This window comes from Paracoccus sp. MC1862 (assembly GCF_016617715.1).
Lineage (GTDB): Bacteria > Pseudomonadota > Alphaproteobacteria > Rhodobacterales > Rhodobacteraceae > Paracoccus.
On record NZ_CP067225.1, the window covers coordinates 2,521,894 to 2,535,158 of the forward strand.

Annotated in this window: 5 protein-coding genes and 1 pseudogene; 1 reads left to right on the forward strand and 5 read right to left on the reverse strand. The window is 69.8% G+C overall.

Translation table 11 applies throughout. The annotated features are described in order from the left end of the window. Position 1 precedes the first annotated feature (1 nt). The 5 genes and pseudogenes from JGR78_RS12450 to JGR78_RS12470 all read right to left on the reverse strand — a co-directional run. Positions 2–1,111 carry a hypothetical protein gene (locus tag JGR78_RS12450; protein ID WP_182804733.1) on the reverse strand — a complete coding sequence of 370 codons (1,110 nt, stop codon included), beginning with the start codon at positions 1,109–1,111 and terminating at the stop codon, positions 2–4. After that, positions 1,108–1,689: an SCO family protein gene (locus JGR78_RS12455; RefSeq protein ID WP_182804731.1), complete on the reverse strand. Its 582-nt coding sequence runs from the start codon at positions 1,687–1,689 to the stop codon at positions 1,108–1,110. Before JGR78_RS12455 ends, JGR78_RS12450 begins: the two co-directional genes overlap by 4 nt. Further along, positions 1,686–3,491: a hypothetical protein gene (locus JGR78_RS12460; protein WP_182804729.1), complete on the reverse strand. Its 1,806-nt coding sequence runs from the start codon at positions 3,489–3,491 to the stop codon at positions 1,686–1,688. Before JGR78_RS12460 ends, JGR78_RS12455 begins: the two co-directional genes overlap by 4 nt. Continuing rightward, the gene (locus tag JGR78_RS12465; protein ID WP_182804726.1) at positions 3,485–10,642 is read right to left on the reverse strand and encodes a hypothetical protein; all 7,158 of its coding nucleotides are present in this window, start codon (positions 10,640–10,642) and stop codon (positions 3,485–3,487) included. Before JGR78_RS12465 ends, JGR78_RS12460 begins: the two co-directional genes overlap by 7 nt. A gap of 685 nt (positions 10,643–11,327) precedes the next feature. Next, positions 11,328–11,705 (reverse strand): annotated as a pseudogene (locus tag JGR78_RS12470) (integrase core domain-containing protein); the annotation flags it as partial. Between the two features lie 125 nt (positions 11,706–11,830). On the opposite strand from JGR78_RS12470, the gene JGR78_RS12475 reads away from it, so the two are divergent. After that, entirely contained in the window at positions 11,831–13,114 is a 1,284-nt protein-coding gene (locus tag JGR78_RS12475) for an IS110 family transposase (protein WP_200559324.1), read from the forward strand. Positions 13,115–13,265 lie beyond the last annotated feature (151 nt).

Below are 13,265 nucleotides of genomic sequence, written 5' to 3' on the forward strand. Positions count from 1 at the left end.
GCTAGGGTCCTGCGGGTTCTTCCTGCGGGAAAGAGGCCACGCCGGGCGCCTTCTGGCGACGGATGGCGACATCGCGGCCGGTCACCTCGGCCAGAGCCGCAGCCAGCCGCGCGACCGAACACCGACGCCCGGCCCGGACCGCGGCTTCATGGGCCATCCGCGCGGCGGCATGGCCAAGGGCGGCGCTGCGCCCCTGCCCGGTCATGCGCGCCCAGGCGGCGGCCTCGGGGAAGGGATCGGTCAGGATCAGGTGCAGGCCGGGTCGGGCGGCTGCGGCGATCAGCGCCGGGCTGAGCGCATCACGCCGGGCGTAGATGGCGGTGGCCTCCAGCGCGGCGGCGCGGTCGTCGGACAGCGCGCCCAGGACCAGCACCGCCGCGGAGGACGGGCCCAGCGCGACCCCCGCCGCCGCGGCTTGCGCCTGCAATCCCCGATCAGGGGGGGGCCCGGCGACGGCCAGCGCGGTCAGGCCATCCTCGGCGGCGGCGGACAGAAGGGCGCGGGCCTCGGCTGCTGCCAGGGCGTTCGCCACGGCCGAAAGATCGGACAGGTCCAGCGCCGCGGGCTCGTTCGGGCGGGCGGCCCGCAGCAGGCGGCCATGGGCGCCGCCCTCGTCATTCAGGCGGGCCAGCGCGGCCTCGAACCCGGCCCGTGCGGCGGCATCCGAGGGTGGGCGCAGGAGAAGCTCAGCGCCGTGGATGCCCGCCTGCTGCTCGGCCTCGATGGCGGCCAAGGCCGAGGCCAGGGCGGCCAGTGCCTCGGGGGCGACCTCGAAGCGCGGCATCGCGGCCCCGAGGGGACGTCTGGCCGGGTCCAGCCCCTCGGCCAGCGCGCGGGTCAGCGCCGGGCCGTCATAGGCCGGGCGCCGGGGCGTGGGGACGGACAGGCGGCTCCACCCGACAGGGGGGACCACGACCCCGCCCTCGCGGCCGCCGAGAGTGTCGGCACCGTGGCAGTTGGCGCAGGGAAAGGCGCGGGCGGGCATCCGCGCGGCGCCCCCCGCCAGCACCGCCGTCGCCCCTTCGCCCCGCTGATACAGCGCATGGCCCGCGTCCTCGGCAGCGGCGATGCCTGACGCAAGCGCGAGCAGGCCGCCAAGGACAAATCTCATCGCGCGGGCGCCCCGGCGATGGCGAGAAGGCTTGCCGGATCGGGGATGCCGACCACGCGGGTGAACTCGCCCGAGGACAGGCTGCCCACGAGGATCGTGGGGACATGGGCCTCGGGCGGGCCGACGGGCACGCCGAAGGCCGTCATCAGCAGGCGCGTGTCGGGCACCGATCCCGCGACCCATTCCCAGGACGGCCCTGCGCCGAACTGTTCGGCCGAGACGGACATCAGCGCGGGCGTGTCGCGGGCGGGGTCGATCGACAGGGAAACGATCCGCGCCCCCGCGGCCGTCAGTTCGTCCTGGACCTCGGCCAGCACCGCGTTCGACAGGGGGCAGACCGTCCCGCAGCTTGCATAGGTGAAGCTGACCACCAGCATCGGCGCCTCTGCATAGCGGCTGACGAAGCCTTTGGTCGTCCCGAAGCGGTCCGTCACCGGCAGGTCCGGGGGCGACAGCCGCTCGGCCGGAAAGACGGCCTGCGCGGGCACGGGCGGGTGGGCATGGCCCTCATGCGCCCGGGCGGGACCGGGAAGGATCGCGGCAAGGACCAGCAGCAGGGCGTTCGCGCGGAAGATCATGGGCCAAGCTCCATCACAAGCGGGGGAACGCCGGCGCTGTCCGCCCCCGAGAGGGTCACGACAAAGGTGCCTCGGGCCGGCAGGCGCAAGGTCATCCCGGAACCCCTTTCGTCCCGTTCGGGCCAATCGGCCCGCTGCAGCCATCCCGTTTCCAGCGCGGCCACGCTGAGGACGCCGGCGACGCCGGGCAGGGCCAAGCCGTCCGGCCCGACGATCCGCAAGGTGACCTGCCGCGATCCGTCGGCGGCAGGCACGGGGTCGACCTCGGCCGCGATCCGTGCGGCGGGCGCCTGCGCCCCGGGCAGGGGCAGGGTCGGGATCTCGTGGCACAGCGTCAGCCCGCCCACGCCGGTGCTGAGCACAAGCTCGTAGCGGCCGGGGCCGGGGATGACCGCGCCCGCGCGATACCGGCCGGGGCCGGTTTCGGAAAAGCCGCGCGCCAGGATGGCGGCCGTCCGCGGCACGCCCCCGCGCAGCCGGACCGAGGCCATGGGCGGCGCGGCGCCGATCGCCGAGGTCGGCCCCACCACAAAGCCGGTGAAGCTCTGGGCGTGGATGGCCAGCGCCTCGCTGCCGCCCGGCACCGCCAGAAGAAACCCCGGTTCGGTCACGGGCCGGGACGCGGCCGCCCCCAGGGGCACCGCGCCGAGCTGCGGTTCGGTTCCGGGGCGAATGGAATCCAGCGCAAGGGTGGCCGCCTCGGACTGGTCGGCGCGCAGCAGGACCGCCATCCGGTCCAGGACCACGACTTCCGAGATGGCCGAACCATGCGCCCCCACCGTCCGGGCTAGATGCCCCCGCGCCAGGTCGATGACCGAGACCGGCCCGCCCGCGGGATCCCAGGCGAATGCCAGCCGCCCCGCCGGATCGACGGCCAGGCGCGCGACGGGACTGGCCAGCGCGATCTCGCGCGCGCTGTCGGGCGCGTCGAGGTAATGGACGGCCAGCCGGTTCTTGGTCAGACGCAGGACCGCCACGGGGCCATCGGGACCGGGCAGCAGCGCCTCGGCGGTGGCATCCGGCGCGGGGGGCAGGACGGCCAGCGGCGTGGCGGTCGCGGCGTCCAGCACCTGCAGCCCGCCCGCCCCGTCGCGGAAAAGGATCGTGGCCGCGTCCCCCGACAGGGCCACCGCGGCCAGCGTCGCGGTCTTGTGTCCCCCGCCGTCGAAGCGGCTGATCCGCGCGGCGCCTTCCTCAAGAACCCAGACGCCCCCCGCGCCATCGGCGATCAGCGTGGTCGGGCGGTCAAGCCCCCCGGCCACGACCCGCGACCGCGCGCCGAAGGCGGTAAGCGCCCGCACCTCGCCCGCCGCGGGCAGGCTGACCAGAAAGCCCCCCCACAGCGGCGCCGCAGCCAGGGCGGCGGGCTGTTCCGGCAGGGTCGCGGCGCCGATCAGGTTGGCGCTGGCCAGGCTGATCGCAGGATCGACCACCGTGAAGGACCCTTCCTCCGACAGGACCCCCAGCACCGGCCCGTTCAGCGACACCGCGTCGGTGGGCAGGCTTCCGGTCGAAAAGAAGGCCCGCGCCGCCTGGTGGCAGGGCAGGTTCCGCGCCGAAACCCGCCGCAGCCAGCCGGCAAGGCGCAGCCCGGCCGGCGGCTCGGGTCCGGCGTGGTTGCGGACGGAAACCGCAAGCTGGAACGGCTCGCCCGGCGGCACGGGGTCAAGCGCCCGGCCGCCGTCGTCAAGGACCTCGATGCTGGCGGTCAGCGCCGGGCGCAGCGGCTCGGGCGGGGCTTCCTGCGCGGCCACGGCGCCTGCGGCCAGCAGAAGCGGCGCGATCCAGCGCCCGCTCAGCATGACTCGCCCGTCGAGCCGAGCGTCTCGCCCGGCTTGCGCGCGACGATGAGGCCCCAGACCCCCTGCGCCCGGCGCGTCAGCGGCCCGTCGAACCACAGCGCCACGTCCCCTGCCCGCAGGCTGGGGGTGAGCCAGGCCGAGACCGACTTGCCCGGCGCCAGCAGGGCGGCGTTCGGGAAGCCGAAGCCGGGGAACAGGTCGTCATAGGCAAAGCCGTTCATCACGAAGGCCCGCTGGCGGGCGCGGCCGCCCGGATGGACCACCCGGATCACCACCTCCTCGCCCCCGCAGGCTTCAAGGACGATCGGCTTCGGGCTAGACGCGGGGTCGAAGAAGTCGCGGGGGAATTTCACGGGGTTCAGGTCGTCCTGGGCCTCCGCGTCGATCCCCAGCCTTCGCCGCAGCATCCGGTCGAAGCCGGGGGCGGCGTAGTTCACCCCGGCCTCGCCCAGGTCATAGCTGTCGTCGCAGACAAGGCAATCGGCCACCGGGCGGACGTTCCTGACCGGGATGCCGTCGTCCCACAGCCATTTCGTGCGGCTGTCCGAGGCGTGAAGATTGAGCCCGTCCTGCCAGAACAGCACGAATTCACGCAGGCGCGTGGCAGGCAGGTCCACCGGCATCGGACCCGGCCGGGACGCGGGCAGGATCTCGATCCGCCGCGTGGGCAGCCCGGCGCCCGCCGGGACATGACCGATGCTGCGGCGGGGGAACCCGTCCACGAACGGGGGCAGGGTCGTCCGGGCGGGGTCGGCGGCGGAAAGGTCCCAGTCCACCGGCACCACGTCGATCACCCCCATCATCCCGTGCGGGACGTGCGAGATCACGTCCGCCGTCGAGGTGACGGGCACCGGGCCGAAGGCATAGGGAATCCAGTGGATACGGTCGGTGACGGCCTGCCGGGCCTCAAGGCCGGCGGCCCGTTCCAGATCACCAACCAGATCACCAAGCAGAGCGTCGTGATCCGTGACGCAGGGAAGGGCTGCGCAGAGGCTTCCGATCACGGTGGCATCCGATCCCGGAAGCTGCGCAGACTGGCCGGAGTCCGGGTCGGACAGCGCGATCCCGAACCGCCGCCCCATCACCTCGAACAGGAAGTCCTCGCCGGGCTGGACCTCGTGGACCCCAACAATGACGTTCGGCTTCAATCGCCCGGCAAGCTGTTTCCACGCGGGGTAAAGGTCACTGCCGTTTCCATCCTGCCCCCCGGCGGCCTGCAGCAGCGAAAGACGGAGCTGCTCGTCCAGGACGTCCGGAAGCTTGAGTTCGGGGTCCACGCGATAGCGCCCGGCAAAGAACTGCAGGATCGGGCCGATGCTGACGCGCTTGTCCGAGGCGGGCGGCAGGGCGCCGGCGGAAAAGCCCACGCCCAGCGGCAGGTCGCGCAGCAGGTCCAGCGCCGGCAGGCCGATCCGCAGCCCCATGCGGGCCGAGGGGCGCAGCCCGCCGTCCGGCAGGCCGGGTCCGGGCCTGTCCAGGATCATCCGGCGCGGCCTGCCCTCGGGTCCGTCCGCCCGGACGGCCGGGTCGGTGTTGAGCGGCACGATCGGGGGCATCCGCGCATCCCCCAGCAGGTCGCGCAGGCCCCCGCGCCGACCCTCGTCCCGCAGCAGGTTGACGAAGCGCAGCGTCACGCAATCGCCCGCGTTCACGCGCATGACGAAAGGCTCGGGCCCCCGGTGGTAGGCCGTCTTGACCGCCTTCAGCACCGTGTCGCGGGAAAGGCCGCTCCCCCAGTTCTCGTCATGGAAGCCGACGTTCCCGCCCAGCGCCTCGGGGCGCAGCAGCGCCAGCATCAGCCCGTCCGGGTCATGGCGGCCCATCCCGTAATCGGTTCCCTCGGGCCAGATGTCGCGGGTCTGCAGCGCGACGATCACGGATTCGCTGCGGTGTGTGATGATGCCGGAAACGGGCTTTGCCGGGCAGGACAGGCCGCTTGAGGCGGGGGGGACGGGTTCGGGGGCATCGGCGGATTCAGTGGAGCTTCTGAAGGCTTGCCCCCTGGCCCCTCCCTCCCCGATCGGCCTCAGCCGGCTGCCGATCTGCCTGCCGGTCGCGGGGTCCAGAGTAGCTGCGTCGCGATAGGTCCGCACGAGGCCCCAGGCCCCGTTCCAAGTCGCATCGATCGAGCCGAAGTCGTAAAGCGAATCCGCCACCCCCTCGGGCACCCGGTGGCCGTCGCGGTCCGTGACGTCCGACGAGCGGGACGCAGCCGCTGCAGAGGACGAGGCGAAAGGTCCCGCGGGCGCCAACTCGAAGGGGCCGCTGCCCACGTCCGAACGCAGCGTGCCGCGCATCTCGAAATGCTCGGAAATGCCGACCTCCTGCACGAAGGTGAAGCCCTCGGGGTTGTCGCAATGCGCCAGCAGCCATTCGTGCCGTTCCCAGAACTCTCTGTCCGCCGGGCTCTGCGGGGGGTCGAATTCCTTGAGGCCCCGTTCCAGCCACCTGCGATAGTCCTCGGGGCGGCCGTCCGACATCGCCTCGGCGCAAAGACGGTGGCGCGTCGGACCCGGCTGCGGGTCCAGCGCCAATGCGGCGCGGGGAAAGGGCTGGTCGGCATTGCGGCGGAAGGGCTGGCCCAGCACGCGGAAGACATGCTGCACCTCCTGCGCGCCCTGGATCAGCCGGACCTGGATCGATTCGCCTTCATAGCTTTCAAGCAGAGGCGTGGCGGGGTCGCCATGGACATGGGAACTCAGCGCAAGGCCCATGTCGCCCCGGTATCCCGCAAGCTGGCGGTCGACCGAGCAGAGCGGGAAGCGGTCCCGGAGCCGGGCGCCGGGGTCCAGCGCGGCCTCGACCTGGCTGGGACCCGCGCCTTCGCGGCCGGGGCGGTCCATGCGGAAGGGCCGGCAGTCGCGGGAATGGACGCTCGCCGCATGGCTGGGCCAGGGTTGCGGCCCCGAGGGCGCAGGCCTTGCGCCGGGAGGGGGAAGAAACGGCCCGAAGCCGGGCGGCTCGCGTGCAGCCCTGTTCCCGTTCTCGTCATAGGTCAGTGCCGGGGGCCTCGTTTCGGGCCGGCCGGCCCGGCTTCCCCCTGCCGCGTCCTTGTCGCCGATACGCAGCGGGATCGGCTCGCCCCGGTAGTTGACGAGATAGGGGTCGTGATGATCGACCGAGATGGACTCGGGCCGCTGGGGCGGGGCGACGGGGCTTGCCAGCGCGCGGGCAGAGGCAGGGGCGGCGGGCATCCCGGCGGCGTTCCTGCGATAGGCCACAAGATGATCGGTCAGGCGCTTGAGGTCCGCCTGCGTGAGCAGGTCATTGCCCAGACCGGTGCGATGGGCGGGAGTGTCGCCGATGCGGCCCTGCGCTTCCCAGGCGGGCGGCACGTCTTCGCCGGGGGACATCCAGTGGCCGCGGGCGTCGCGCGAAAGATCGGCGCCGCAGACCGATGCCAGCGACCTCGGCGAATTGCGCCAGTGCAGCTCGCAGGCCAGCGTGGCCATGCCGCCGAGGCTGCCGGTCGAGGACGTCCTGATCCTGCGGCGAAGCTCGGTTTCCGAGATGCGGTCGCGGGGATCGTAGAGCAGGGCGAAATCCGCGATCGCCAGGGCATATTCGCGGAAATCCGGGGTCAGCGCCCTGTAGTCCTGTTCACCGTCCTGATGCCAGAGCTGGACGGTCCGGCTTGCCCCCACCATCGAGGCGGTGCCGAAGGCCACGGTGGACAGCGCCTCGGCGGCAAGGGGCCTGTAGCATCCCGCCGGCCCCGAGGGGTCGCAGACGCTTTGAAGGCCATGGGTCAGCCGTCCGAAGCCATCGCCCGGCGGTTGCGGCACGTCGGGGTTGCTGACATCGGCCAGGGGCCGCGCCTCGGGCTCGACCACCAGCGCCGAATAGAAGCCGTGCTGCTGGATCGAGGATGGCCCGAAATGGTCGTGGGTAAAGACCGTCCGCAGCGTGCGGTCGCGGGTCCGGTCGGTGCCGGCCGCGACCGACGACAGGATCGGGTCGGCAAACCAGCGCTGCACGGTGGTCTGGAAGCGGTCGCGCGCCTCGGGCAGCGGCTTTTTCCAGATGTCATGCGCGCGGGGCTTGCCGTTCTCGCATTCCCCGTCGGTGGAACGGGTCAGGGCGCCGCCCTCGACCCCGCCACCGGGGGCGGTGGTGGCGCAGCGGCGATGCGCGATCTCGTCGGCGGCGAAGGTGCCGTCCTCGTAGTTCCAGCCGTTCCCCGAGCCGTCCGAGGAGGTCACGTCGAACTTCACCAGATGGATGTGCTGGCCGATGGTGTCGGTGGGGGTGCGGACCTGGAAATCGTCCAGCTCCAACGTTCTGGGCAGTTCGTTGGTGTGGCGGAACTCGATGCATTCGCCCGACAGGGCGCGGAAGAAGAACGGCTCCTCGCTGTCGCTGATGCGCGGCGAGATGCGGCCCCGACCCTGCTTGTAGACGGGCGACCTTGCGCTGAGGACATTGATGCGCGCCTGCGGGTCGTGCCAGCCGGCGGTGTTGACGATCATGTCCAGTTGCACCGCCGAGACCTCGTAGCGGCGAAAGCCGGTCAGGTCGGGATCGGGCGCATAGGGGCCGCCGGCCAGCGGGTCGGTCCGGGACGGGCCGATGGCCTCGGCCGGGGGGATGCCGCAGGGATCGGCGAAAGGCGCGCCGGGGCGCGGCGGGCTGCCGTTCACGGCAAAGACCGGAGAGGCGACAGGTCCGGGGCCGGGCGCGCTGGCGGGATAGGGGGCGGCCCGGGTGGGATAGGGGGCGGCCCGGGTGGGATAGCTGCCGCTGGCGCCGGTCCCGGTGTCCAGGGTGACCTCATTGCCGTCCGGCTGCGACAGGGCCAGCGGCAGGGGGGCCGCCGCCTCTGGCCGATGGACCAGCCCGTTGTGGTGAAAGCCCATGGCCGCCCGTTCCAGCGGCGTGCCTTCGGGGTCCAGCACGCGCAGCCGGGCACGGGTCAGGTCCAGCGTCATGTCGCCCATGGCGAGCGACCGGGCCACGACCTGCCGCAGCAGCGCCGCCCGCTCGGCCGCGGGCAGGGCCGCGTCCTGCAGCCGGGCCGTGACCCCGGAAGGCAGGGGGTCGAAGGACAGTTCCCGCTCGGACCCGTCGAGCATGACATGCCGGGGCAATCCCCCGTCGAGCCAGGCCCCGGCGACAGGGCTGCGGGTGTCGACGGGGCTTTCGGAACTTTGGTCCGGTTCCGGTCCCCCGAGCCTTCGGGCGAGGTCCAGCGGCGCCTGCGGCGGGCGGTGGCCCGCCTCTCCCGCGATATAGAAGGGATAGCCCGGCATCGCCGCGACCTCGGCATCGGGGTCGAAGGCTTCCGGCGCATCCGGCTCGGCAGGTCCCGATTTGGCCTCGTCCCAGTCCGGCGCGTCGGCATAGCCGGGCAGCAGCGGCAGCGGCTCGCCCGGCAGGGGGATCACCGCGGGGATCGGGGTGCCTGCCGCGCCACGCAGCCAGTTGCCGTTCGGATCGACGCTGCCCGGCCGTCGGTCGGCGCCGGGGGGCCTGAAGCCCAGCGACAGGCCGGGTTCCGGCTGGCCGTCGGGCAGCAGGCGGGTGCCGTCCTCCAGCACGTCATGGACGCGCCACAGCGCCCACATCCCTTGCGCGAAATGCGGGTAAAGATGGCAATGGAAGATCGAATCCCCGACCGTCCGGTTGCGGTTCCCCGATCCCTGGTGGCCCCACCAGCCTTGGCCCTCGCCATTCGGCCGACGTCGCCCGCCATGGTAGATGTTGTAGCTGAATCCCTGCTGGGGCGCGACGGTCTGGCTGTCGAGATAGCTGCCCCGGTTGGGATCGTTGCCCGCGAACCATTGATGCGCGTGAAGGTGGAATACATGGGTTTCCTTCGGCCCGGCGTGGAAATTGCGGAACACCACCGGATCGTTGAGATAGGAATGATGGACGTTCGAGGGATCGTCGTCATACCATTCCAGCAACGCCGGATCGCCATTGGCCCAGGAGGTCAGGAAGAATTCCTCGTAAAGGCATTCGGTGCAATCGGCGGCAGGACCGATGCCCTTGCGGTTCGCCAACAGCAGCGACCCCATCCCCGAGGCCCCGTAATTGATTGCAAATCCGTCGCGCACCCCGGCAAGCTGGCCGAAATCGCCCAGTTCCTCGAAATTCGAGGTGTAGAAGGTCTTGAGCTCGTCATGGAAGAAGACCGAGAACTCCCGGAATGCAAGAACCGGGGGCTGGGCCGGATCGCGGTTGCGAAGGCCGGGACCGGAGTCTTGGCCATCCTCGCCAGTGATCCGGCAATCGGCGTCCCCGCCGGTCGCGCCGCAATAGACGATGGCATTGAGGTCGGCATGGACGATTTCGGCGCGGGCGGCCGACAGCACGCCCGCCTGCGGTCCCTCAAGCGGGCGCAGCATGTTCAGGTAAGGGATGCCCTTGTCGTCCGCCTTCTCGTAGTCGATCCCGTCTGCGCGGCTGTGCAGCGGCCGGTCGTGGGCCGCCGGCAGCCAGGCCTTGTCGAATGCCGCTCGGCTGGTCTGGCTGCGATACCATGTGCTGCCCTTCCGCTCGGCCAGCACCGCGCCGAAAAGCCCGTGGACCAGCGAGCCGCCGTCCCCTTCGCCACCTGCGGGCGCGGCGGTCGAGGCGAAGAACATCGGCCCTTCGCGCAGGATCCGGTAGGCACAATAGAAGTGGTCGTTCGGTCCCACGGCATCGATCCCGCGGCAGGCGGGATGGATGACCGGATTGCCGGGACCGTCCCGGGGATCGTCATGGGGCACCGGCGTCAGCCCCTGGATCACCAGGTTGAGATGCCGCGTGGCCGGCCAGTCATGCGCGCCGTCGGCGGCATGCCTGCCATCTGGCGGCTGGCAGGCGGCGTGCCCATGCGCGACGTGTCCGGTGTTCCCCTGTGACACGCCAGCCCTGACAGCGCCGCGCACAGGATCGTTTTCCCCCGTGACGCCGCAGAAATCGGCCGAGAAGTCGGGGGCGGGCTGCATCAGCAGGTTGGTCACCCGCAGCACCAGCCGGTCGCCCACATTGGCGCGCAGCGTCAGCGGGCGCGGTCGCTCGCAATCGCGCAGCCGCACCTTGCCGGCTTCCAATGCGCTGTTTTCATTGCCGTTCTCTGTTCCGGTCAGATCCTCGCACTGGGCGTTGTCCAGCAGCACCGCCCCGCCCAAGGGCGCGATGTCGCGGCGCAGCGCGAAGATCATCCCGTAGGGATTGAACGAGCCGAAACGGTTATAGACCAGAATCTGGTCAAGCGCAGCCAGGTCGGCGCAAACGGTTCGCTCTCCGCTTGTTCCCGAATCACACCAATCCCCGATCGGCTCGAAAGCGGCCCTCTGAGGGGGACCAGGATCACCTGCCGCTCCCAAACCCGGAAGCAGTGCGAGAAAAATCGACAATATAATGTAATTAATTCGAAAAAGGCTGCCCATATCAGGACCCTGCATTAACGAATTACTATGCCATGAGCATACCATGGTCGAAGCGGAATTTCACCGGAAAACTTGCTCCGCTCGTTCCGATTTTCTCCCCTTCGGGAGAACGCGGATGTCGCCTGATTCAGAGTTGCAGGGCATCCGGGCGCTGCACGGGCTTGCTGGCCCCCATGATCCGGTTCAGCCGGCCTGTGGCAAGGCCGGCGCCATCATCCGCGGCCATCGGCGCGCTGGCCCCGTGCCCGGCTTCGCCGCTTGCGCGCGCCCCCGAACTGCAGACCGGGCATCTGTCTCAAGCTGTTCGCAGGCTCCATCAGGCAATGGAGCAGCCCAAGGTGCCATGAGGGCGGATTGCGGCCGAAGAAAACAGCGTTCCCAGCGGTATCCTCCCTGCCCTGCCAGAACGCTGGCCGCAGCCATGCGGAACTTGGCGCGGCCCGGTCTCCACAGGACGCTAGCTGTCACATCCCGTGTGATTATACGGCTGTTTCCTGAATAGCTCTGGTCTTTCGTGATGCCAGACCTTGAGGGCATCGATGGGTGTTCGACCTTTGAGGACAGACTGGGGCAGCTGGCCGTTGTAGAGGCGGACATAGCGCAGGATGGTCTGCTCCAGGTCCTCGCCACTGCGGAAGCGGTGGCTCTGCAGGATGTCCTCGATCCGGCCATTGAACCGCTCGACCATGCCATTCGTCTGCGGTCGCATCGGCGGCGCCAAGCGGTGTTCGATGCCGAACTCGGCGCAGAGCCGGTCGAACTCGTGGTTGCCGGTGGCGGCGCGGCGGCGCAACCCGAAGAGCCGGTCGGTGAACTCCTTGCCATAGCACGTCAGGAACCCGGCGCCGCATGAAGGTTATGGCCGCGCGCGAAGCCCTCACACGGCGCAGCGCGCGGCCATAACCGGGGCTCAGGTCTCTATGGTGGTTTTGCGAGCCCACACCACAGAGGAGACCGGCTATGGCCAAGGCTGAGCATAATGCGGATGCCCGTGTTCTGGTAGGCATCGACGTTTCCAAGCATCGCCACGAGGTGCTGATCGCCGTTCCCGGCAAGACGCGCCGGCGGCGGCTGACGATCACCAATACGCTCGAGGACTTTTATCGTCTCATCGCCCTGCTGGGTGATTATCATCTCCCGGTCAGGATTGGGTTCGAGGCAACGGGCAACTACCATCGCGCGCTGATGTATCGCCTCGGCATGGCCGGCTTCGACGTGAAGCTCGTTTCATCGGTCGCGTTGGCCAGAACCCGCGAGGCGCTGCACAACAGTTGGGACAAGAACGATCCGAAGGACGCCCAGGTTATCCTGCACATGCTCCAGATCGGCGCCACGCAGGTCTTTCTGGATCCGCTCCACGCGGGGATCAACGACATCCAGGAGCTGTCCAAGACGCACGAGATCGTATCAAAGGCCAAAACCGAGCTGTGGCATCGGATCTTGGGGCACTATCTCCCTCTCTATTTTCCTGAAGCTGGCCGCTTCCAGCGCAGTTCCCGAAGCGACTGGTTTCTTGCCTTTCTCGAGATGTTCCCGTCGCCACACCTGATCACCGCAATGGACAAGGATGATTTCGTTGCGGCCGCATGGGCAGTCGTGGGGAAGAAGGTTTCGAAAGCCGCTCTGATCTCAGACATTTACGAGACGGCGCGCAGTTCGGTGGGGTTGCCGGTCGCAGCCGATTCCGATGCGCTGCGGATGTTCCGCATGGTGCTGGCCGAAGGCCGCAGCTTGATCCGCCAGCGCAACGAGATCGAGAGTCGGGCAGTTGAACTGCTCAGTGATCACCCCCACTACCAGCTTCTCACGTCAGTGCCTGGCATCGGCCCGATCAATGCGCTAACCATCCTGGCCGAGGCGGGAGACCTGCGCCGCTTCAATCATCACCGGCAATTCCTGAAGTTCTGCGGCATGGATCTGGCCACGGTGCAATCCGGTCTGTTCCGCGGCAGAAGCAGGATCTCGAAGTATGGCAATGCCAGATTGCGGCGGACGCTCTGGATGGCTGGACAGACCGCCGTGCTCCAGCGGGCCAACAGCTTCCGCGACAAGTTCGAGCGCTACATTGCGCAAGACCGCCATAATCCGGACCTCCGTCGCAAGGCCTACACCGCCATCGCCGCGAAGATGGCCCGCACCATTCACGCCGTGATCAAATCCGGCGAACCCTATCGTCCCTTCTTCGAGGGGGCGAGCCCGAGCGGAAGGACCTCTCTCTGGCGAGCCGTGGAGGCAGCGTGCTGACCTCGTAGATAATGTTCGGGCCTTCCGCTTGGGAATTCGGATCTCGTCTTGAGGACGGTGAGGGCGGCGACCGGGCCGACCCTGTGTTTGCTATGGGAGAGACCACTTCTTGACGGCGGAGCCCGCTCGGGCGAACATCTTAAGGGTATCC